Source organism: Paenibacillus anseongensis (assembly GCF_009757995.1).
Taxonomy (GTDB): Bacteria; Bacillota; Bacilli; order Paenibacillales; family NBRC-103111; genus Paenibacillus_E; species Paenibacillus_E chondroitinus.
The window spans coordinates 157214-181104 of the sequence record NZ_WSEM01000030.1 but is presented as its reverse complement, the minus strand read 5'-3'; the positions used below and the strand labels follow the sequence as shown (position 1 = coordinate 181104).

21 protein-coding genes are annotated in these 23891 nt (G+C 49.1%); all 21 read left to right on the top strand.

Features of this window, described 5'->3' with window-relative positions; all coding sequences use genetic code 11:
- Window positions 1-189: 189 nt before the first annotated feature.
- The 21 genes from cdaA (at window position 190) to GON05_RS29360 (ending at window position 23849) form a co-directional block, all read left to right on the top strand.
- Window positions 190-1005: a diadenylate cyclase CdaA gene (gene cdaA, locus GON05_RS29460; protein WP_127456697.1), complete on the top strand. Its 816-nt coding sequence runs from the start codon at window positions 190-192 to the stop codon at window positions 1003-1005.
- Window positions 998-2293: a CdaR family protein gene (locus GON05_RS29455; RefSeq protein WP_157324276.1), complete on the top strand. Its 1296-nt coding sequence runs from the start codon at window positions 998-1000 to the stop codon at window positions 2291-2293. The genes cdaA and GON05_RS29455 overlap by 8 nt, the downstream gene beginning before the upstream one ends.
- A gap of 27 nt (window positions 2294-2320) precedes the next feature.
- Window positions 2321-3661: a phosphoglucosamine mutase gene (gene glmM / locus GON05_RS29450; RefSeq protein ID WP_157324274.1), complete on the top strand. Its 1341-nt coding sequence runs from the start codon at window positions 2321-2323 to the stop codon at window positions 3659-3661.
- A 459-nt stretch (window positions 3662-4120) separates the two neighbouring features.
- Entirely contained in the window at window positions 4121-5950 is a 1830-nt protein-coding gene (gene glmS, locus GON05_RS29445) for a glutamine--fructose-6-phosphate transaminase (isomerizing) (protein WP_157324272.1), read from the top strand.
- A 210-nt stretch (window positions 5951-6160) separates the two neighbouring features.
- Window positions 6161-7660, top strand: coding sequence for an MDR family MFS transporter (locus GON05_RS29440; protein ID WP_157324270.1), 1500 nt, complete (start codon window positions 6161-6163; stop codon window positions 7658-7660).
- A 248-nt stretch (window positions 7661-7908) separates the two neighbouring features.
- Window positions 7909-9081 (top strand): MFS transporter, encoded by a 1173-nt coding sequence (locus GON05_RS29435; protein ID WP_157324268.1) that lies wholly within the window; start codon window positions 7909-7911, stop codon window positions 9079-9081.
- Between the two features lie 98 nt (window positions 9082-9179).
- Window positions 9180-9707: a CBO0543 family protein gene (locus GON05_RS29430; protein WP_246239555.1), complete on the top strand. Its 528-nt coding sequence runs from the start codon at window positions 9180-9182 to the stop codon at window positions 9705-9707.
- Window positions 9708-9840: 133 nt separating this feature from the next.
- Complete coding sequence (locus GON05_RS29425; RefSeq protein ID WP_157324266.1) at window positions 9841-11109, top strand: MFS transporter; 1269 nt, start codon at window positions 9841-9843, stop codon at window positions 11107-11109.
- 73 nt (window positions 11110-11182) lie between these two features.
- Window positions 11183-12286, top strand: a complete 1104-nt coding sequence (locus GON05_RS29420) for an NADH:flavin oxidoreductase (protein WP_157324263.1) — start codon at window positions 11183-11185, stop codon at window positions 12284-12286.
- Window positions 12287-12347: 61 nt separating this feature from the next.
- Window positions 12348-12920, top strand: coding sequence for a TetR/AcrR family transcriptional regulator (locus GON05_RS29415; protein WP_157324261.1), 573 nt, complete (start codon window positions 12348-12350; stop codon window positions 12918-12920).
- 99 nt (window positions 12921-13019) lie between these two features.
- The gene (locus tag GON05_RS29410) at window positions 13020-13607 is read left to right on the top strand and encodes a TetR/AcrR family transcriptional regulator (RefSeq protein ID WP_157324294.1); all 588 of its coding nucleotides are present in this window, start codon (window positions 13020-13022) and stop codon (window positions 13605-13607) included.
- Window positions 13608-13783: 176 nt separating this feature from the next.
- On the top strand, window positions 13784-14524 hold the full coding sequence (locus GON05_RS29405) for an SDR family oxidoreductase (protein ID WP_157324259.1): 741 nt from the start codon (window positions 13784-13786) through the stop codon (window positions 14522-14524).
- A gap of 109 nt (window positions 14525-14633) precedes the next feature.
- Window positions 14634-15152, top strand: coding sequence for a TetR/AcrR family transcriptional regulator (locus tag GON05_RS29400; protein ID WP_127456675.1), 519 nt, complete (start codon window positions 14634-14636; stop codon window positions 15150-15152).
- A 215-nt stretch (window positions 15153-15367) separates the two neighbouring features.
- Entirely contained in the window at window positions 15368-16513 is a 1146-nt protein-coding gene (locus GON05_RS29395; protein WP_181646381.1) for a mandelate racemase/muconate lactonizing enzyme family protein, read from the top strand.
- Window positions 16514-16553: 40 nt separating this feature from the next.
- On the top strand, window positions 16554-17576 hold the full coding sequence (locus GON05_RS29390) for a zinc-dependent alcohol dehydrogenase (protein ID WP_157324255.1): 1023 nt from the start codon (window positions 16554-16556) through the stop codon (window positions 17574-17576).
- Window positions 17573-18340, top strand: coding sequence for an SDR family NAD(P)-dependent oxidoreductase (locus GON05_RS29385; protein WP_157324254.1), 768 nt, complete (start codon window positions 17573-17575; stop codon window positions 18338-18340). The genes GON05_RS29390 and GON05_RS29385 overlap by 4 nt, the downstream gene beginning before the upstream one ends.
- Before the next feature lie 19 nt (window positions 18341-18359).
- Entirely contained in the window at window positions 18360-19349 is a 990-nt protein-coding gene (locus GON05_RS29380) for a sugar phosphate isomerase/epimerase family protein (protein WP_157324252.1), read from the top strand.
- A 20-nt stretch (window positions 19350-19369) separates the two neighbouring features.
- On the top strand, window positions 19370-20179 hold the full coding sequence (locus GON05_RS29375; RefSeq protein WP_157324250.1) for an SDR family NAD(P)-dependent oxidoreductase: 810 nt from the start codon (window positions 19370-19372) through the stop codon (window positions 20177-20179).
- A 36-nt stretch (window positions 20180-20215) separates the two neighbouring features.
- Window positions 20216-20989: an SDR family NAD(P)-dependent oxidoreductase gene (locus GON05_RS29370; RefSeq protein WP_157324248.1), complete on the top strand. Its 774-nt coding sequence runs from the start codon at window positions 20216-20218 to the stop codon at window positions 20987-20989.
- Window positions 20990-21021: 32 nt separating this feature from the next.
- Window positions 21022-22344, top strand: a complete 1323-nt coding sequence (gene melA / locus GON05_RS29365) for an alpha-galactosidase (protein WP_157324246.1) — start codon at window positions 21022-21024, stop codon at window positions 22342-22344.
- Between the two features lie 167 nt (window positions 22345-22511).
- Entirely contained in the window at window positions 22512-23849 is a 1338-nt protein-coding gene (locus GON05_RS29360) for an ABC transporter substrate-binding protein (RefSeq protein ID WP_157324245.1), read from the top strand.
- Window positions 23850-23891 lie beyond the last annotated feature (42 nt).

Genomic DNA, 23891 nt, shown 5'->3' with positions numbered 1-23891 from the left:
TTCGATAAACAGAGGGCGAAAACCTTCAGTTGTATAATTATTCCGCTGTAGTTTTTTTTAGGTACATTGAACCAAATCAACTGGGAAACACTCAGATAAAGAGAGAAAAATAGAAGTATACTTAGGATTATGTTATGATTCTAGGTATAGAGAGATCACTGTGTTCAGTCGCCTGGGGGAGAATAATAAATGGACTTACTCACGAGCATCTCGGCTAAGGATATCGTTGATATTCTGATCGTTAGCTATGTGATTTATAAATTAATCCTGTTAGTTCGTGGGACAAGAGCCATTCAGCTCATGAAGGGTATTCTTGTTGTCGTCATTACATGGGTATTTAGTATTTGGTTTAAACTCAGTACGCTCCAGTGGATGATGAATCAAACCTTTACGTTCGGGGTATTGGGCGTTATTATTATTTTTCAGCCCGAGCTTAGACGAGCCTTGGAACAATTAGGTCGCGGAAAGCTGTTTAGCCGCTCCTCAAGCGAAGAGGATCAGGACGTCAATAAACGGATCAGTGAAGTCATACGAGCTGCGAATTATTTGGCCAAAAGAAAGATAGGGGCCTTGATTGTGTTCGAGAAAGAAACCGGTTTGACGGATTACGTGGAGTCCGGTATTGCCATAGAGAGTAAAATCAGCGCAGAGCTGTTGATCAATATTTTTATTCCGAATACGCCGTTGCACGATGGAGCGGTTATTATTCGTCAAGGGCAATTAATGGCCGCGGGCTGCTACTTGCCGTTGTCTGAAAATCCATTCATCTCCAAGGAGCTTGGCACGCGGCATCGAGCCGCTATTGGGATGAGTGAGGTCTCAGATGCGATGTGTATCATTGTATCCGAGGAGACTGGCCAGATCTCTTTGACGATGAACGGTCACATTGTGCGGGATATTAAAGAGGAATCCCTGATCGCGAAACTGTTCGAAGAGCTGAAGCCGAAGGCAAAAACAAATGAGAAGAACCCTTTCTTGAAATGGAGGGGGCGTTCGAATGGATAAATGGTTGCGTAATACGAATGTGGTGCGCATCGTTGCGCTTGTAATTAGTATTTTGCTATGGGTTGTCGTGCATATGGAGGAGACGAATATATCGGGAAGTTCACCTCTGAGGCAACGGGATGAAACGATTAATAATGTGGCCATCACAACGAAATATGATGAAACTCATTATCATATCTCGTCGATGTCGCCAGCGAATGTACAGATCATCCTGAGCGGCAAAGAGTCTGCCGTTAAGAAAGTAACAGCTAGCAATACGTATCAAATTGAGCTTGATTTAACCCAAGTAGGCAAAGGGGATCATCAGCTTGCGCTGAAGCCGGTAGGGTTTCCAACCGATGTCGAAGTGCAGATCATTCCCAAAACAGTCCACGTGATCATTGAAGAGCTGCAAATGAAAGAAGTGCCTGTCGTTATTAACGTTAAGGGCACGCCATCAGCAGGACTGAAAGCCGGCCAACCGATTGTGAAGCCTAACAAGGTGTACATTACTGCGCAAACAAGCAAGCTTGAGCAGATCGAGAATGTGCGCGGTGAGGTTTCCGTGGATAAGGCGCAGTCTGCCGTAACAAAGCAAGTGAAGCTGCAAGCTTTTGATAAGGAAGGCAAAGAAGTCACTGTGAATATGAATCCGCCCGTCGTGGATGTTGAGGTGCCGATAACAAGTCCGTTCCAGACGATACCTCTGCAATTGAAGATAAGTGGAGAGCCTCCGAAAGGATTTGCTATTTCGATGGTGACGCAAAGTCCAGATAAAGTTACGGTATATGGCACTCAGGATGTTGTGGATCGGATGGAATTTTATCAGGGTCCGCAGCTGAATATTCAAGATCAGAAGGAAACAAAAGAATATTCACTGGACATTCCTTTGAGGAATAAAGTAACACAACTGGATCCCGCCAAAGTGACTGTGAAAGTAGAGATTGTTCCTTCTATTACCAGAGCTTTGGAGAATGTCCCGATTACGATCATCGGTGCAAATGAAAACTATGTAACGAAGGTGACGACGCCGGAATCGGCGCAGCTGAATATAACGGTTGAAGGAGCTCCTACCATCATCGATCAATTAAAGGTGCAGGACGTTCAAGCTATTCTGGATGTAAGTAATTTACCACCAGGGAAGCACGAACTGAAGGTTACTCTGAACCTTCCAACGTATGTCAAGCTTGGGTTACCGCAAGATGTGAAAGCAACTGTAGAAATCAGCGAGAAAGCAGCAGCAAATACAACAGCAAATGGAGCACCAAGTGCATCACCAAGTGCTTCACCAAAAGCAGCAAATCCATAATGGGATGAATAAGAGGAGAATAGAGACATGGGGAAATATTTTGGTACAGATGGTGTGCGCGGCGTCGCCAATGGCGAGTTGACACCAGAATTAGCGTATAAGGTTGGCCGCTGCGGCGGGTATGTATTAACAAGACAGGCTAAGCATCCGAAAGTCGTGATCGGGAGAGATACACGCATTTCGGGTCCTATGCTGGAAGCATCCCTCGTAGCAGGGTTGCTATCTATTGGTGTTGAGGTTATTCGCATCGGTGTTGTAAGCACACCAGCGGTGGCTTATTTAACGAAGAAGCTCGGAGCGGATGCAGGCGTTATGATCTCCGCTTCCCATAATCCGGTTGAGGATAATGGGATCAAGTTTTTTGGGGGCGACGGCTTCAAACTTCTGGACGAGACGGAGCTTGAGATTGAACAGCTGCTTGACGCAGCTGTAGACGAGTTGCCTCGCCCGGTTGGCGGCGAGATCGGTACGGTTTCAGACGCCCCGGATGCGAAGCTAGCCTATCTGGCGTTCTTGAAAGAGACGGTATCCGAGTCTTTCACCGGATACAAGGTTGTTCTTGACTGCGCGAACGGCTCAGCCTTCGAGCTGGCTCCTGCGATCTTCCGCGAGCTGGGAGCGGAAGTCATCACCATCGGCGCTGAGCCGAACGGGCGCAATATCAACGAACATTGCGGCTCCACGCATCCTGAGAAGCTTCGTGAAGAAGTGGTGAAACATGGCGCAGCCATTGGTCTTGCTTTTGACGGGGACGCGGATCGCTTGATCGCGATTGATGAGAAAGGCGAGGAGGTCGACGGCGACTTCATCTTAAGCATTCTGGGAGATGCGTTGAACCGCGCAGGCAAGCTCAACCACGGCACGATTGTGACGACGGTGATGGCGAATATCGGCTTTTTCAAAGGGATTGAAAAAGCGGGTCTTAAAGCCCTGCAAACAGCAGTAGGCGACCGCTACGTGATGGAAGAGATGCGTAAAGGCGGCTATAACCTAGGTGGAGAGCAATCCGGGCATGTTATTTTCCTGGATTACATCCCGACGGGAGATGGCATTTTAACTGCCTTACAGTTGGTGAACACGATCGTTGCTTCAGGCCATAAATTGAGTGAGCTAAAAGGAATTATGCGTAAATTCCCGCAGCTGCTCGTTAATGTTCGTGTAGCAGACAAGAGTAAGCTGAAGAATAATACGGTCGTTGAAGAAGCTATTCGCAAGGTGGAAGCTGAGCTTGGCGATAACGGACGGGTTCTCGTGCGTCCATCGGGAACAGAGTCTTTAATCCGCGTTATGGCGGAAGGACCGGATAAAGAGCAAGTTGAGGCTTATGTGCATGATATTGCGAAGGTTATCCAAGAGCAATTGGTATAACGATTCGCTGAGTTGACGTTTATTGAAGTTCCCCTTTCGCGCTTTTTAGCATTAATGTGTGCTTTTCTGGGCGAATAGGGGGATTTTGATAGAAAAAATAAGTTGCACGATGACTGAAAAATGAATATGATGTATTTACTCAAGAAGGAAAGGCAGGGTAGAGGTTAATCAGTTACAAATAGCGCCAGAACTCGCAGGCGGAACGGGAATGTAGTATAAGCTACTACTACGCAGGTGAGTTGACGAGGTGAAGGTGTTCGAAACATTCGGCGGGGACCTTCCGGCATTAGGAATGCCGTTAAGTTGGAGAGCAAAAACGCTTGGGCGACCGGGCTGACAAGTATCCAACGTCCGTTTCTTTTTCATGCGAACTTATAGGTAATCTTTAAATATATGGATTTGGATCTTTGAAAAATAGCCTTGTTGAATAGGCTCATAAAACTATGGAGGTACTACACTATGTGCGGAATCGTTGGTTATATTGGAAAGCGTAATTCTCAGGAAATTTTGCTGGAAGGGCTGAAAAAGCTTGAATATCGGGGCTATGACTCTGCAGGTGTAGCCGTGTATACAGCTAATGGTCTGGAAATCAAAAAGGCAAAAGGCCGCATCGCGAATCTTGAATCCAAGCTTGAGGAAACCCCTCTGAACGGAAGCGTTGGGATCGGACATACCCGTTGGGCGACGCACGGTAAGCCGTCTGATGTGAATTCGCATCCTCATACGGATAATTCGTTGAAGTTCTCCGTTGTGCATAACGGGATCATTGAAAATTACATTGCTCTGAAAGAAGAGCTAACCGCGAAAGGCCACCAGTTTGTCTCCGAAACAGACACAGAAGTGATCTCACACCTTATTGCTGATCTATACGAAGGAGATATCCTTAAAGCCGTTCAAAAAGCCGTGAAACAAATGACAGGCGCATTTGCATTGGGTGTCTTAACAGAGTATGAACCGGATCGTCTAGTTGCCGTTCGTCAAGCAAGTCCTTTGATTATCGGTATCGGTGAAGGCGAGAACTTCATTGGCTCTGATATCCCGGCTATCCTCGAATATACGCGTAATGTGTTCATTCTAAATGATGGCGAAATGGCGCTGTTGACGCGAGATGGTGTCGAATTAATGACTTTGGAAGGGAATTTTATTTCCAGGGAAATGTTTCATGTCGATTGGGATATTGTTACGGCGGAAAAAGCCGGATTCGATCACTTTATGTTGAAAGAAATCTACGATCAGCCTAAAGCTTATCGCGACACAATGGGAAGCCGTATTGCAACGGATGGCCTTAAAGTAACATTAAATGAGCTGTCGATTACTGCGGAAGCAATCCGCAACATTAACAGAGTGCATATTGTGGCCTGTGGAACTGCTTATCATGCAGGAATGGTTGGGAAATACGTAATTGAGAAAATGGCGCGAATTCCGGTTGAGACAGATGTTGCGTCCGAGTACCGTTATCGTTCCCCAATTATCACGAAGGATACGCTTGTGATTGTTGTTAGCCAATCCGGTGAAACAGCGGATACGCTAGCAGCACTTCGTGAAGCAAAACGTTGTGGTGCGCACGTATTGGCGATTACCAACGTAGTCGGCAGTTCGGTTGCGCGTGAAGCGGATGATATTATCACAACTTGGGCAGGGCCAGAGATTGCCGTAGCATCAACAAAAGCTTACACATCCCAGTTGATTGCTTTCTATCTGCTTGGTATTCATTTGGCACAAACCATCGGTACACAAACGGAGTCGGAAATTGCTGAGATGATTACTGCTTTGAAACAGTTGCCTGAACAAGTTGAAGAAATTCTTGCTCAAGCGGAAGATTTGAAAGTAGTAGCAGAAGAGATGGCTAAACATGATAACCTCTTCTTCATTGGTAGAGGTTTGGATTATGCGGTAGCGTTAGAAGGATCTCTGAAGCTGAAAGAAATCTCTTACATTCACTCTGAAGCTTATGCGGCAGGTGAATTGAAACACGGTACGCTAGCACTGATCGAGGATGGCGTTCCTGTCATTGCGTTGGGTACACAGCTTGAACTGTTGGAGAAAACAGTTAGCAATATTAAGGAAGTAAAAGCGCGCGGCGCGAATGTGCTTGGGATCGCTGTTGAAGGCGAGCATGAGCTGCTCAAGTCAGTAGACAGCACGTTTGTGATTCCGAAAACGCTGGATGTTCTTTCTCCGGCATTGTCGGTTATTCCGCTGCAATTGCTTTCCTACTATGCGTCCTTGGCGCGTGGGAATGATGTTGATAAGCCGCGGAATTTAGCGAAGAGTGTGACAGTGGAGTAAACCTTCTACGATCATATCAAATAAGAAACCATTACCTATCAAAAGGTGATGGTTTCTTTTTGTTTTCAGGTATAATCGCTAGCTTAATTGACAAATTAAAATAGAGTCCAACAACGCCCTTTTCTCCGAGTCTATCGAACAATACAGAATGAATAGTTTCAGTCATTATTATCCATCATCTAGAGCTCGATGAGCAGAAAGCAGGGACCTATGTCAGCTCCTACGCAAGCAAAACCAACGTCGGCTGGAGGGAACGACGACTTCTCGCTGAAAGCCATTCTTCCGCCGCTGATGGCGATTATTGTCGGTATGATTATGGTTATTCTAGACAGCACAGTGGTCAATAATGCGATTCCAAAACTCGTTGAATACTTTAACACCGATCTGAAGACCATCCAATGGACCGTCACCGGCTATACGCTGGCCTTATCTGCCGTTATCCCTCTTGCAGGCTGGATGACCGATAAATTCGGTTCCAAGCAAATTTTTATGGTTACTATTGCCTTGTTCACGATCGGATCTGTGCTGTGCGGCATTGCGCAAACGCCGGAACAACTGATCATATACCGTGTCATTCAAGGCTTAGGGGGAGGCATGGTGTCTCCTATCGGGATGGCCATGGTGTTCAAGCTGGCGCCTCCAGAGCGACGCGGATCCATCATGGGCGTGCTCGGCATTCCCATGCTGATGGCTCCGGCTTTTGGCCCGGTGTTATCCGGTTGGTTGGTCGATTCGGTTAGCTGGCATTGGATATTTATTATCAATCTGCCAATCGGCATTATCGCTTTTATTCTCGGGTATAAATATTTGCCGAAATCCGTCCGTCACAAGGCGCCGCATCTCGACGTCCTGGGTATGTGCCTCGCTCCGATTGCTTTCTCAATGTTGGCGTATGGTGTAAGTGAAGGAGGTACTAGCTGGACCTCCGCTTCAACGATTACGGGCTTGGCGGTTGGAGGCATAGCGCTCATTATCTTTATTTTCGTGGAACTGTCACAGAAGGAACCGCTGCTGGAATTGAAAGTATTCAGGTCGTCGGACTTTACACGGAGTATCATTTTAACATGGATCGTACAGCTCGCGTTGTTCGGCGCAATGTTGATTGTGCCATTGTATTTACAAGGCGTTATGCACTATACCGCTCTTGAGACAGGTTGGATTCTGATGCCTCAGGCCATATTCGCGGGAATCGGAATGCCAATCAGCGGCCGGCTGTTCGATAAAATCGGTGCGCGTCCTCTGGCCTTCGGCGGACTTGCCGCCGTATCTGTTGCTCTGTTCATGTTGTCCGGCATCTCAGTGAATACCTCGCTGTGGGTTATCATCCTGTGCATCTGCATCATGGGTCTAGGCATGGGCTTCTCCATGATGCCACTGAATACCCATGTCTTGAACTCTGCGCCTCGAAGCCTAGTAAGCCGTGTCACACCGCTGACAACTGCCGCTCAGCAGGTCGTGGTCTCGTTCGCGGTAGCCGGCTTGACGGGTTACCTGACATCGCAGATCACATCGTACACGGCAAGTGCTGGAGCGGGAGCGAATCCGCTAAATGCGGTGGTGCAAGGTTACGGCGACACGTTCTTTTTGTCCGCGTGTATTGCGACAGCGGGTGTGGTTCTTTCGCTCATTTTACGAAAACCGAAAAAACTCAAAGAAGAAGGAACCGCTGGCGGAGAAAATCCCGACCCCGCGATGATGATGGGACACTAACCGTGAATCAACTATTTCGATTCACCCGCATGGAAATAGCCTTGGCCGTTAGTAGGCTAAGGCTTTTTTTAAAGAACATCAGACGACTGTACATAATACCCATTGACATGGTACAGATCTGTCTGTATTATTTGTAATTGAATATGATACAGACCTGTCTCTATCATGCGATGAGGACTCTAAAACTGTGGGTGGATAAGGTTAGGATATTTAACTATTAATAGTTATGGAGAGGAGAAACACAAAATATGAAAAAAATGCTCTGGATCATTCTTATGATGTCGTGCGGAGCTACCTTTATATCATCCTTGTTCCCTGTATATGGGAAGTATTATCATTTGAGCAGTCTGGAAATCACCATTTTGTTTGCTGTATATGCTGTTATTTTGCTGCCTACTTTACTTATTGTGGGAGCCAAAGCGAACTCGTGGGGATTGAAAAGAGTACTTCGCATAAGTATATGGATATCCATTGTAGCAACGCTGCTCTTTATAGTAAGCCAGAACGTCTGGATGCTCTATACGGCAAGGATTCTCGAAGGTGTCGCATACGGGACTTTTACAGGTACGGCAACTGCTTTTCTATTAAAACAAACCTCTTCCAATAAAATTAGTAAGGCAATCAAATTCTCGGGGGTCATTGTTAATCTTGGCTTTGGCCTGGGTCCAGCTATTTCAGGTTTGGTCGTCCAATATATACACATTCAGCCGCTGCGGATGCCATTTTGGTTTTTGCTCGTCCTGTTAGTGATTTCTTTGGTACTCCTGGAACTGTTGCCGAAGGCTGAAGATTCCCAAAAGCCGGCAAAAGCGAAGATTTCACTGGGCATTCCCAACAATATTCGTACGCACTTTTTTTCAATAATCGGCCTTCCTGCATTTATTTTTTTCATGTTAGGTGGGATTGTACTTTCTCTTATTCCTTCTTTCGTCAAAAGCGTCATTCACACGTCTAATCTTTCTATAGCGGGATTGTTAATGCTAATGCTTCTTGGTGTTGGCGGCTTGATGCAATTCTTTCCTTGGTTGCAAAATCCGGTTACGCGGATGCGTATTGGTATCGTGTTCCTAGCCGTCGGACCCTGGATTACTGTTTTTTCCGGGCAGAAAGAAAATTTATTTTTACTAGGGACTGGCATGCTCATTCAAGGAATTGGAGCTGGATGGTCTTTCCAAGCTGCTCTGAGGTTTGCCGGCCAACTGCCGAAGCCAGAAGAACGCCCACGCGTCATTTCGGCCTTTTATTTGTGCGCCTATGCGGGGTTCATCATTCCTCCAATTGGCGTCGGAGTGTTGACTCAATTTTTTAGCTTAAACTTTTCATTGGTTATTCTAAATTCGGTTGCGGCTCTACTCGTTATTTATGTACTGGTTTATTCCGTCAAATTTAAACGGTATTATTCAACAATTACATCCCATTAAACATTAATGGTGAAAACTATTTCTGTCTCAACTCATATTTGTACGCATTTGATAGCACACTACGGTTAAGAGATTTATTCTATTAGGAGGTTATCACGTTGGAGAAATTATTATTAAGGATGCTGTTTCTGTCTTGCGCGGCAGCTGTGCCCTTTGTTTTGAAACGTAAAAACTTGCTTATGCTCTTAATCGTGTTCTTTGCAAAAGGTGTGCTTGCGGTTACGCTGGATTCCTATTTCATCAAAAAGAAGAGCATTGCCTACCCAGCACGCCCTTTCCCTAAAATTTTTGAAACGAATATTCTTTACGACTTTTTATTCTACCCCCTATTAAGCGTAATTTGGGTAAGAACGACTTATAACAGTAAACCGGCGGAGCTGATGCTCAGAAGCCTGTTCTTCAGTGTCCCTATGTCCCTGTTGCAGTGGGCTTTAGAAAAGAAAACGAAGTTATTCAAGTGGAATTCATGGACAGTTTTGCATACTTTTGCATCCCTCAATTTCACGTTATTTACAATACGAGGATTTGTAGGTCTAGTTAGAAGATTACTGCCGAATGACGGATTATTACAAATGGACGAAGCTAAGTATGACAGTGCGGAACTAACCGCTAAGGCTGCTGGTTGACCATAAAACATCCTGATGAAGTAGCCATTCGTCGGGATGTTTTTTTCATTGACAACATTGAAACCTGTAGTGTAACATACAGATTATATTTTTGAGAATGAACATTCTCAATAACCAGAAAGGGTGAGAAGAGATGTTGAAGGAAAATAAACTCTCCAAGTTTTATTATGGTTGGGTTGTTATAGGTATTGTGTTTCTATCGCTGCTCGTCTCGGCAGGAATCAGCTCTTTTCCGAGCGTATTAATTCAGTCGCTTGAAAAAGAATTTGGCTGGACGCGAGCATCCATATCAGGCGTTATTTCCATTCGTATTTTATTATATGGGCTAATTGGTCCGTTCTCGGCCGCTATGCTGGCTAAATTCGGAGTTCGCCGAACCATGGTCTTCGCCATTATACTGATGCTGATCTCTTTAGGACTCACACCATTCATTACTGCAGTATGGCAGCTCATTTTGCTGTGGGGGGTACTCGGCGGTATTAGCACGGGGGCTTTGGCTAATGTCTTGGGAATAACCGTCGCCAATCGCTGGTTTGTGAAGCACAAAGGGTTGGTAATCGGCATGCTTACAGCGAGTGCCGCAACTGGTCAACTTCTTTTCCTTCCTCTGCTAGCGAAAATTACGAGTGAAAGTGGCTGGCGCAATGCCGTCTATGTCATTATGGCGGCCCTTCTTATCCTGCTGCCGATCGTTGGGATCTGGATGAGAAATCATCCTTATGATAAAGGTTTAGCTCCACTTGGTACTACGGAAGTTGTGAAGCCAGCACCTTTCCAAGGGAATTTGCTGCTTACTCCGATCCGCACACTATTCTCAGTGATGAAGAATCTGACATTCTGGATGCTGGCCGGGACCTTCTTCTTTTGCGGATTCTCAACCAATGGACTGATTGGTACACATTTAATTGCAGCCTGCGGAGACAGCAATATTCCGATTGTTACCGCTGCAAGCCTACTCGCGTTGATGGGAATCTTCGATCTTGTGGGGACTACGTTTTCGGGTTGGTTATCTGACCGTTTCGATAGCAGATGGCTGCTGTTCTGGTATTATGGCCTGCGCGGTCTATCATTAATCTTTCTACCTTATGCACTTGGTACTGGTTATACGCAGCTTACGGTATTCGCGGTGTTTTATGGGCTGGACTGGATCGCAACGGTTCCACCGACAGTGAAATTGACCTCTGATGCCTTCGGCAAAGAGAAAGCAGGCATGGTTTTTGGTTGGATTCTGGTCGCCCACCAAGCGGGTGCTTCTACTGCAGCTTACGGCGCAGGCTTCCTGCGTGAACTCCTCGGCAGCTACACGGTGCCGTTTGTTGCCGCTGGTTTCGTCTGTCTGCTTGCAGCGATTGTAGCACTGAGAATTCGCAGCAGAAAAGCGGCTGCTGTAGCAGCAGCTTAACAAATAATTAAGCCAAACTAAGGAAAAGGTAACAGTGACGATCGTGATGAAACACGACAGATGGAGGGATCCCATGAGTATTGGCCAAAAGCAATCCATTCAACCGTTATTTCAACCTTTCACACTCAACCAACTTACCTTAGCTAACCGTATTGTTATGGCTCCTATGACAAGAAGCATGTCTCCAGATGGCATACCGGGGGCCGATGTAGCTGCTTATTACCGAAGACGCGCAGAGAATGGTGTCGGTCTAATTATGACAGAGGGAGCTATCATCGACCATCCTGCTGCGACAGGTGACCCGAACATCCCGCACATGCATGGGGAAGATGCGTTGAACGGCTGGGCTCATGTTGTGAAGGAAGTGCATGCGGCAGGCGGGAAAATTATTTCCCAGCTTTGGCATGTGGGGATTACCAGGAGGACTCGCTCAGAGCCGAATCTGGAGGCTGCTTCTATCTCCCCTTCAGGCATTGACTTAATGGGGGAAAAAGCAGGCGAGCCGATGACGGAATCAGAGATTGCGGACGTCATTAAGGCTTATGCGGATGGCGCTGCGAACGCCAAGCGGATTGGTTTTGATGGCATTGAGCTGCACGGCGGTCACGGTTATTTAATTGATCAGTTTTTCTGGGAAAAAACGAATCAACGAACGGATCGCTATGGCGGCAACCTCGTTAAGCGGACGCGTTTTGCGGTAGAGATTATTGAAGCTTGTCGGCAGGCGGTCGGACCTGATTTTCCCATCATTCTGCGAATCTCGCAGTGGAAAATAGGTTCCTATGGCGCCAAACTGGCAAAATCGCCGGAGGAGTTGGCTCAGTTTCTGGCACCGCTCGTGGAAGCGGGTGTGGACATATTCGACTGCTCGAGCCGGCACTTCTGGGAGCCGGAGTTTCCTGGCTCAGACCTGAATCTTGCAGGCTGGACCAAGAAGCTGACCGGCAAGCCGACCATCACGGTCGGTTCGGTGGGGCTTGAATCCGAGCCGTTTGACCAGAAGGATGAGCACGAAATGATCGACGAGCTGGTGGAGCGGCTTGATCGTAAGGAATTTGATCTGGCTGCCATTGGCCGCGCGATGTTGGCAGATCCGGCCTGGGCGGCAAAGATTCGCGAAGGTCGCGACAATGAGCTAATTCCGTACACAGCGGATCGACTGAAAGACCTGATGTAGCTGAAGTAGGTGTCAAACGGACCCAAATGCTATACTAATCTCTGTATGAAGGGGGTAGCGTATGGCTAGGAACAGAGAGTTTGAAGTGAATACCGTACTGGGCAAAGCGATGGGCGTTTTCTGGGAAAAAGGATATGAAAAAACATCCATGCAGGACCTGGTTACCGAAATGGGTGTCCATCGAAGAAGCATCTATGATACCTTCGGAGACAAGCATGATCTCTTTATGAAAGTGATTGACCGTTACGAAGAAGTGGTCGGTACTCGGATTTACCATGCTGATGGTCAGACATCACCGAAAAAGGCGATCAGAGAAATTTTTGAACGAGTGATTGGTAAAAAAGAAGATAAACCCCGAGGGTGTTTAATGGTCAACACCGCTGTGGAACTCGCCATCCATGATGAGGAAGCCGCGGCTAAGGTCAATGAGAGCTTTTCCAAGACGGAGGCACGCTTGCAAGAGCTTGTTGAACTCGGTATCAAATCGGGAGAAATAGACGCTGGGCAGGATGCTCGAAAGCTTGCACAGTTTTTAAATAATACGCTGCTTGGACTGCGGGTGCTGGTCAAAACGACGGAAGATGCAGAGAAACTCCAAGGCATCGTAGATACAACGTTATCTATACTCGATTGACGGATGAATTGAAACAAATGACAGAAAACCATAGTTGATACTTTAAGTTTGTTTATTCCTTGTGCTATGATGAGAATCATACTTAGGGAGAAGACGGATATGGCGAATGATCAACCCTTAACAAAGGAAGCAATTCTGGAAGCCGCGGAACAGGTTCTGCGGCGTTATGGCCCAGAAAAAACATCTGTCGTAGATGTTGCCAAAGCACTGCAAGTCAGTCACGGGACCTTGTATCGACACTTCCCGAGCAAAGCTGCTTTGCGCGAAGCCGTGACTGAGCGTTGGCTGCATAGGATTGCGGAGCCTCTGCAGGAGCTTGCGAATCAATTGGATGGCAGTGCGGCAGATCGGCTGCGCACATGGCTTCAGGCACTGATCCAAAGTAAACGGAAGCATGTGATCGAGGATCCGGAAATGTTCGGCATGTACTCGGCGGTGACTTTGGATGCTGTTGAAATGATAGCTGAGCATGTCCAACACCTAATCGGTCAGATGACGGGTATCATCGCAGATGGGATGAACGCGAAGGAGTTTCGTTCTGGCGAACCTGAGGTTATGGCAAGGGCGATCTTTTTCGCGACAACGAGATTCCATCATCCCGCTCATGCCTATGAGTGGTCCACTTCAACGATTGAGCAAGAGTTTGATTTGGTGTGGGAATTAATCCTTTCGGGGATTCGCAACTGATAGAAAGACCTGGCGGTGATTCGATCTTCCGCTGGGTCTTTTTTTGCATAGAGGGGCGAGGGCGAGCTGACGTAAGTAATGACAAATATATAATTTTGTCAGTTGTAATTTGTTATCGTTATACATATAATAGACTCATAAGCCAAAGAATGAAGGTAATGAGGAGGAATCATCGCATGTCTAACTTATCCGGGAAAGTAGCCATCATAACAGGAGCATCCAGAGGGATCGGAAGAGAAATAGCCGAGCTTCTCGCCAAGCATGGCGCGAAGGTCGTCATTAATTTCGCCAGCAATCCTGCTAAAGCAGAAGAAGTGGTGGCAAGCATTAAGCAAAACGGCGGAGAAGCTTTGCCTGTCCAGGCGGATATTAGCCGAGTCTCCGATATTGAGCAGCTTTTTCAGACAACATTAGCCGCGTACGAACAAATCGATATTCTTGTCAATAACGCAGGCATTATGATCACAAAGCCGCTGGCTATGATGACGGAAGAAGACTTTGACAAGCAGTATGCAATCAATGTAAAAGGCACTTATTTTGCGATCCAGCAGGCGCTTAAGCATATGAATAAAGGCGGCCGCATTATTAATTTCTCAACATCCGTTGCCGGGATGATGTTTCCTACCTATAGTGCCTATGCAGGCACGAAGGGGGCTGTTGAGCAGATTACACGTCAGCTCACCAAAGAATTGGGACCTGCGGGGATCACGATTAATGCGGTAGCACCGGGGCCGGTAAATACCGAACTGTTCACCGTCGGTAAGTCAGTGGAGCAGATTCAAGGGATCGCGAATTTAAACGCCTTTGGCCGTTTGGGAGAACCGGAAGATATCGCAGGCGCCGTGCTTTTCTTGGCCAGCGAAGAGTCGCGTTGGATCACCGGACAAACCATCCGGGTTAACGGCGGCATGGTGTAAAAGCGGCAAGTTAGAGTTGCAATCTCCAACTATGTGGGTTATACTAGGTCCGATTAGTGATTGACCAATCACTAATCGGACTTTTTAACAGATGAGGAGGTCACGGCAAATGGTGAAGGGTGTAACGTCTACCGATCGACGCAATGATATTATTCATTCCGCTGTCGAAGTATTTGCCGAATTCGGTTATTATCGTGCGACAACTGCGCAAGTGGCAGAACGTGCTTCCATTTCACAGCCTTATGTGTATCGGTTTTTCACTAAGGAGTCACTCTTGGAAGCTGCCCTGGAGCTCTCGTGGCAGCGCATCCTTCAAGCTTTCCAACGCGTGAAGGAAACGACATCCCCAGAACTGCTGGAACTTGGCTTCATCCGCGCTTACGAAGAGATTACGCAATCGCACCGAAATGAGATTTTGCTGCAGATGCAGGCGCAGACGATCCAGGAAGCCCCCATCCGTGCTGTTATGAAGCGGGGGATGAATGAGGTAAGGCAGTTCGTGATGCAGGCTTTTGAGGAGGCAGGACTCCAAGAGGCGGAAGAGATGACGACGATGTTTTTGGCGCGGGGGATGCTGTGCAACGTTTCCTTGGCACTGGATATGCCCGATTTGATGATAAAGAAATAATTAACATTTTTTTCAACACTATAAATTGATTGAACAATCATAACGCAAGAGGGCTAGCGCATCCAGCTGCCCTCTTCTTTGTCGTTTATCGGAAAAGTCCAACATGTTTTCTCCTTTAGGCAAATATCAGGGCAAATGGATTTGTTACAATGCATATGAAAGCTTGTAAGGGCGCTTATTTCTCTATTATGGAAAGTGAAAGGACAGGTTGCGGAATGATCATTACCAATGTGGAGACATTCATCGTCGGGAACTCATGGAAAAATTGGCTTTTCGTCAAACTGCATACGAAGGAAGGCATTTATGGCATCGGTGAGGGAACCCTTAATGGGTTCGCCAAAACGGTGGAAGCGGCGATTCATGAGCTGAAGCATCTGTATATCGGGATGGACGTTCATGATGTGGAAACCATCGCACTCAAGATGACGCGCGACGTGTATTCGGATGGCGGTCAAATTCAGGGCTCGGCGCTGGCAGCTATTGAAACCGCTTGCTGGGATATTATCGGCAAAGAGGCTGAACTCCCGCTGTATAAGCTATTGGGCGGCAAATGTCACGAAAAGCTGCGCTGCTATGCGAACGGGTGGTACCGGGGGCCGCGTGATCCTCAAAGCTTTCATGAGAAGGCAAAGGACGTTGTGGCTAGAGGCTACACGGCGCTAAAATTTGATCCTTTTGGTAACGCATGGCGAACCGTGGATAGGAAGGATTTTCGCATAGGGCTTGAAATTATCGCGGCGGTTCGTGAAGCGGTAGGTCCAGAAGTTGACCTTCTCATTGAAGGCCATAACCGCTTCAGTGTACATACAGCTCTTCAATTCGCAGAAGCCATGCTGCCTTATGAGCCTACGTGGTTCGAGGCGCCGGTGCCTCCGCAGCGAATCTCCTCCATGGTCGAGGTAGCGAAGCGCAGTCCCGTGCCGATTGCCTGCGGGGAGGACTATTACAATCGCGAACAGTTTGCCGAGCTGCTGCAGCATGACGCGGTGCATATCGTTCAACTGGAGCCGCAATACCTCGGCATCTCCGCTTCCAAGCAAATATGCGGGATGGTTCATGCGCATGGCGGGGTTACCGCTCCGCATAGTGCTCAGGGGCCAATCTGCTCGGTGGTCTGTGCGCATTTGAATATGGCGACGCCGAATTTCTTCATTCATGAAATTTTCGACGAATTTAATGAGCCGTGGGAAGAACACCTGCTCACACCTCCGCTGAAAGTGGATCGCGGATATCTGCTCCCGCCTGAAGGGCCGGGTTTGGGCATTGACCTTAATCTGGAGGAGATTGCGAAGCATCCGTATGACCCCGGTCACTGGCTCCCCCTATTCAAGCAGGGCTGGGAAAAGCGCGAGAAGCATTGATTAAGCGAGGCGATGCATGTTGCCCGAAGGAGGATAGCGCATGAAAGCTTTGGTGTATGAAGGGCCCAGCACGATGAACATAAGGGAAGTGGCGAAGCCGATCCCGGGACCAAATGAGGTGCTGATTCGTGTGGAGCGGGTGGGCATTTGCGGCTCCGAATTGAGCGGCTTTTTGGGGCATAATTCGCTGCGCAAGCCGCCGCTCATCATGGGACACGAGTTCTCTGGCGTCGTGGAACAAGTTGGAAGTGGCGGGGACGGGGAAGCTAGATTCCGCCGAGGTGATCGGGTGACGGCCAACCCGCTCGTGTCCTGCGGTCGCTGCCGCGCCTGTACGACAGGGGCAGCTCAGCTGTGCCCAGAGCGCCAATTAATTGGCGCGCACCGCCCTGGAGCATTCGCAGAGTATGTCGCGATTGCAGAGAAGAACGTGTACCGGCTGGACGATCACGTTTCTTTTGATGAAGGCGCTTTCGCGGAGCCGTTCGCCTGTGCGGTGCATATCTGCAAGCTGCTCAGACCGCTGCCAACCGATCGCCTCCTGATAATGGGAGCGGGGCCAATCGGTCTTCTGGCTCTACAGGCAGCGAAGGTGTACGGCTTGCAGCAGGTCGTAGTCGTTGATATCAATGAACAGCGACTTGAAATTGCCAAGGAACTTGGAGCTGTAACCGTAACTCGCGTAAGCAGCCTTGTGGAGGGGCATACCTTCGATGCGGCCATTGATGCCGTCGGTATGGAGCTGACCCGCCAAACTTGCGTGGAGTCGGTGCGCCCGGGTGGGCGAGTCATTTTCACAGGTCTACACGAAGAAACAAGCCGCCTGCCGATTAATCAAATAATCCGCAGCGAGATTCAGATGACGGGAGCTTTCGCGTACCATTCGGACGATTTCGAGACGGCGCTGCAGTGGATTAGCGAGGGGCGTGTCAGCTTGTCGCCGTGGACAAAGCTGGCTCCGCTAGAAAGCGGAAGTGCTTGTTTTGAGATGCTCATCAAGAATCCGGGGAAGATCGCGAAAATACTTATGACACTGGATGAGAAAGGGGAATCTGTTCAATGAGTTTGGAGCTCTTCAAACTAGATGGCCGTGTTGCTTTAATTACAGGCGGGACACGGGGGCTGGGCTATGTGATGGCTCAGGCGTTGGCAGAAGCTGGGGCTGATGTGATCGTGACGAGCCGTGAGAAGGAGAAGGCGGAAGCGGCAGCACGCGCGATTGCCGAGTCAACCGGCAGACGGGCGCTTGGCTTAGCGGTGGATGTTACGATAGCCGAGCAGGTTGAGGCGATGGTTGCGGATTCCGTCCAGGCGTTCGGACGGATTGATATTTTGATTAACAATGCAGGCATTAATGTACGGAAGCCGATCGAGGATTTTGATGAAGCGAGTTGGGATCTCGTTCAGAACACGAATTTAAAAGCGCCATATCTATGCGCTCGCGCAGTCGCCAAAACGATGAAAAGCCAGCGCTACGGCAGGGTTATCAACCTGTCCTCTATGCTCGGGAGCATCGCACTGCCGGAAAGAGGCGCTTATTGTTCCAGTAAAGGCGGCCTTATTCAGCTAACGAAGGTGCTGGCCTTGGAGTGGGCGCCTTATAACATTACGGTGAACGCGCTTTGCCCGGGACCGATTGCGACGGAGCTGAACACGGTGGTGATGAATAATCCGGAAGCAAATCGCTTTTTTATCGAAAATATTGCTTTGGGACGTTGGGGCAGGCCTGAGGAAATCATCGGGGCTATTATTTACATGGCATCGGAAGCGTCCAGCTTTATGACAGGGGCTTCCATGGTTGTGGATGGCGGTTGGACGGCGAGATAGAAGGGAAAGGTGAATTCGGATGAAACTCGGACTTGCTGTGTACGGCACTACGTTTATGATGGGCATCCACCCTCGTTCGACACGCCAGCGTATTACGGCATCTCAATTGCTTGAGCAGGCGACCGGGTATGGTCTCCAAGGCATTGAGCTTCCGTTGTCGCTGCTTGAGGGCGAAGATACAGCTGGGTTAACTCGCCAAGCTAAGACTAGAGGGCAATATCTCGTAGTAGCCTCAGGTGGCTACGATCCGAAACCGCTTAAGGAAGCTATAGAAGCAGCTGCGAGGCTAGGCGCGCCAACCGTTCGCACGGTCGTAGGCGGTGCGGATTTTGGCGGTGACCGGCGCAGAATGGCCGGGCGGTGGCCGTCATTTTTGCAGGAAGTGTTATCCGGGTTGGGAGAGGCGGCGAGAGCTGCGGAGCAGGCAGGCGTCGTACTGGCGGTGGAGAATCATCAAGATCTGGCTTCCGAGGAACTGTTATGGCTCTGTCAGGAGATCGGTTCGCCCTACTTCGGTATTACGCTGGATACCGGCAATCCGTTGGCGACGGCGGAGGAGCCGCTAGATTTTGCAAGGAGGATAGGACCGCATCTTAAGCATGTGCACATGAAGGATTATTGGATCTACATGAGCGATGACGGCTATCGCCTCGTACGTTCTCCGTTAGGCCAAGGCGTCGTGGATTTCGCTGCGCTGCTTCGGGTGTTTGAAGAGTATTGTCCGAAGGTCAATATGTCGATGGAGCTCGGAGCGCTTGAAGCGCGCCATACGAGAGTACTCTGTGAGGATTACTGGCAGGACTACCCGCAGCGGTCAGCAGCGCAGCTTGCCAACCTGTTGCGTTTTGCACAGGCCAATGCCAGACCCACTGGAGATTGGCGAACCCCTTTTGAAAAGGGTGCACCGGAAGAAGACATTATCGCCTATGAACAGAGACAGTTCCTGACGAGCTTGTCTTATTTGCAAAATTTGCTGCAAACGCATTACAGCGCCTCGCAGACGATGTAACGGGAAGGAGAGGGACCAGGATGCATATTGACCTATCTGGAAAAGTGGCAATCGTTACCGGTGCCGGCCGGGGGATCGGGAAAGTGATTGCTCTGGCGCTTGCCAAGGAAGGCGTGACGACCGTTGTCACCGATATCAATGAGTCGAATTTGGGGGACGTGCAGAAGGAGTTTGATCACAGTGGTTGCAAAGGGAGTACGTACCAATGTGATGTGCGCAACTATGCGCAGATTCAAGAAGTCGTGCAACATGTCCTGGATGAGTATGGCCGTATTGATATTTTAGTGAATAATGCCGGAGTCGCCGGAGGAGCACCTGTGGATATCCTTTCCGAAGAGGTTTGGGACTTGAACCTTGATATTAATTTGAAAGGGACTTTTCTGATGTGTAAGGCGGTTGCGCCTGTAATGAAAAAGCAAGGATCGGGTCGGATCATGAACGCCGCCTCGTTCGCCGCCATCGTGCCGAGCTATGGCAGTGCAGCCTATGCCTCCTCCAAAGCCGGTGTGGAGCAATTCACCCGTGTGCTGGCCGGTGAGCTGGGCCCGTGGAACATTACGGTGAACTGTTACGCTCCCGGGATGATTCCGACGGACATGAACCATTTCGCTGAGCTTCAGGAGCCCCAACAGCAGCGCTTGCTGGACACCTTGACGCTGCGCCGCTGGGGAGAGAAGACAGATGTTGCTAACCTGATTTGCTTCCTCGCATCTGACTATGCCGGTTATATCACCGGCACGATGATGGATATCAGCGGAGGGAAGCTGGCCACACAAATCCCGCGGATGGCTTATGAGAAAGCGGCCGCCGAGGGTGCTTACGAGTTCTAGAGGGCATTCAGGTTCTAGCGACGAAGGAGGAGTACGATGAAAGATACAGCTAGCTTTCAATATGATGGCAAAACCGTGCTCGTTACTGGAGCAGCCAAAGGGATCGGCGCTGCCATTGCCGAGCAGTTCCTGCTGTCAGGATCGAACGTTGTGATCGCTGACGTAGATGAGCATGGGGAAGACGTTGCTGCTGCATGGAGGAAGGAAGGCCGCCCAGCGCAATTTTTCCGGTGCGATGTGTCCAAGGGCACAGAGGTGGAGCGGATGGTGGCCTTCGCAGAGACATCGTTCGGGGGCCTGGACATTGTGGTGAATAATGCCGGCATCTTCCCCAGAGCCGACTTATCCCAGACGGATGAAGCGTTCTGGGATCTTGTGATGGGGGTTAACCTCAAAGGAGCTTACTTGACCTGCCAAGCGGCGGTGCCTGGCATGATTCGCAGAGGGGGAGGCAATATCATCAATATTGGCTCCCTCCACGCAAGGAAGGGATCGCCGGATACATTGGCCTATTCGATTTCCAAAGGAGGTATCGTCACGCTGACGCTGAATCTGGCAGGGGCTTTAGCCAAACACCGGATTCGTGTGAACTGCATACATCCTGGCTGGGTCGCTTCCGAAGGAGAGTTGGCTCGTCTTGTTTCGACGGGGGAAGACGAGAAGTCTTTGGAGAAAGCAACCCAACGTATGCCTATGGGTCGAATGCAAAATGGCCAAGATATTGCATCCGCTGTTCTTTTTATCACCTCTGATCAGGCAGGACAAATTACGGGCCAGCAGCTTACGGTTGATGGTGGACTTGGTTTGTAATCCGGATAAATGAGCGAGGAGTGATCGTGACGATGACGAAGATTGCTTTTATCGGCGCAGGCAGTTTGGTGTTTACGAAAAATCTGGTTCGAGATTTACTGACCTTTCCCGCCTTTGAGGCGTGTACCATCGCCTTGATGGATATCTCGGAGGAGCGGCTGGCTTACGCCAAGACAGCGGTTGATAACATCATCGCCGCAGGAGGATACAGGGCACAGGTAGAGGCAACAACGGACAGGGCGCAAGCACTAACCGGAGCGGATGGCGTGGTCTGTACCATCCTGGTCGGCGACTTGGAGATCTGGCGTACCGATATCGAGATTCCCAAAACTTACGGCGTCGATATCAATATAGGCGATACCCGAGGTCCATCGGGTATTTTCCGCTTTTTACGCACGATTCCGGTGATGCTGGAGATTTGCAGGGATATTGAGCGCTACTGTCCCGACGCGATTTTCCTGAACTATTCGAATCCGATGGCGATGCTGATCAGAGCAATGCAAGGCCAAAGCAACGTGCAAGTCACGGGCTTGTGCCATAGCGTGCAAGGGACGGCTTCGATGCTGGCCGGTTGGATCGGGGCGCCGATGGAGGAGATTACCTACCGGTGTGCGGGGATCAATCATCAAGCTTTCTATTTGGATTACAAATGGAACGGTAAGGACGCTTACCCGCTTATTCGCGAAGCGGTGATGAAGCGGCCTGAGATCTACAATGAGGAGCAGGTACGCAACGAAATGTTTCTCCATCTGGATTACTACGTGACGGAATCGAGTGGCCATAATTCGGAATATAATGCCTGGTTCCGCAAGCGACCGGATTTAATCGAGAAATACTGTACCCATGGTACAGGTTGGAATCCCGGGCATTATGGAGAGATCATCAACTATGCGGAGAAGCTGCGCGGAGGCTGGCATAAGCAGATGGAAGTATGGCGTGACAGTCCTATCGATTTGAAGCGCGGCGAGGAGTATGCGTCCTATATCTTCAACGCGACAATCGGTGACGGTACGCTATTTGAATTTAATGGCAATGTACGGAACTTGGGATACATCGATAATTTGCCGCAGGGCTGCTGCGTTGAGGTTCCTGTTCTGGCGTCCAAGGGACGGTTAAGCCCGATCCACGTCGGGGCACTGCCGGATCACTTGGCTATTCTGGTCAATACAAGCGCTCGCTGCGAGGAATTAGCGGTGCAAGGGGCTCTCACGGGGGACCCGCGCATGATTTATCACGCCATTTGCTTCGATCCCTTAACTTCCGCCGTTCTCAGTCTGGCTGAGATTCAGGAAATGGTTGATCGCATGTTCGCGGCGAATAAAGAGTGGCTGCCTCAATTTAAGCATCTCACTTAAGGCAAGCGAACGGCATCCGAAATCCTCCCATGGAAAATAGCGCTTCCACTGTAGATTTAGCACACTTGTAAGCGCAACCAAAATTGATATGATTAAGGTGTGAAACATTTTCGTATTCACAGAGGGCAAGTCATCACTTCAATCATGCAAAGGGAGGATTCGTAAAAATGAAAAAAACATTTTTAAGCGTTGCTGCCATGATGCTAACCGTTTCCGTGGTTTTCATGGGCTGTTCCAGCCGACCAAGCTCGGGAACATCTACGACGGAAAGTCCGGCGGCGGCGACTACGAAACCGACAACGACGACGGCGGCAAGTACCCCGGATGCCAAACCTAGTGGGGATAAGATCAAACTTACGGTGTACAGTACGATCTCCGAACTGCCGAATCAAGAAATGATGAAGGGCATTGCGGCTGATTTTACCAAGGAAAATCCGAACGTGGCCGTTGAATTCCAATTCCCCGGCGCCGAATACGAGAACATTCTGAAGGTTAAAATGGCGGCAAACGATTTGCCGGACGTCTTCGATACGCATGGTTGGGCGATTATCCGTTATGGCAAGTATCTAGCGGATCTACGCAATGAGCCATGGGCAAAAGATATGACGGACACAATCAAACCTGTTGTTACGGATAAAGACGGCAAAGTAGAAGCGCTTGTCATGAGCGAAGCCAAAGACGGAATCTCCTATAACGCTGAAATTCTTGAAAAATACAGCATCACCCCGCCAAAAACATTTGATGAGCTGATGGCGGCAGCCGAGAAAATCAAATCATCCAGCAACGGAGCGGTGACACCGTTCTTCATGTCAGGTGTGGATAACGGGATGATCGGCGGTTTCTCCGATCTGTACGCCACATCGATGTTTATCTCCCCTGCGACGAATGATGCCAAGACGCTGCTTGACGGCACGTTTGACTGGAGCAAATGGACACCGCTTGCGCAAAAGCTGCAGGACATGAGCAAGAAGGGGTACATCAACAAAGATGTGCTGACAGCCAAATACAGTGACATGCCGCAACTGTTTGCACAGGGCAAAGTAGCTTTCGTATTCGGTGCACCTTCCTTCGCGGACGAAGTGTACAAATACAATAAAGCTGCCAAAATCGGTATTGCCCCGCTGACCTCGATGGTCGCTGGAGACAGCCAATCCTTCTCGGGCGGTGAGCGGTACACGATGGGCGCCTGGAAAGATGGGAAGCACTTGGCAGAGTCCAAGAAGCTGATCGCCTTCTTTGCTAAAGCAGACAATATGTCCAAAATCGCTAATGCGACCAAGCTGCCTGCAGGCCTGAAAAACATCGAATCCAAACATGAATTCTCTGAATACTACAAGCAATTTGAAAATATCCGTGTATTCCCTTATTTCGACCGTGTGTATCTGCCAAACGGCATGTGGGACGTGATGTGTAAAACAGGCGTTGCCTTGCTTGCTGGAACGGTTTCTCCTCAGCAATTCTCTGACAAAATGAAATCCGAATATTTACGTCTGCGCAATCAGTAGTCGTGGAAAGGGAGGGTGACAGCCACCCTCCCTTTTTGTCTA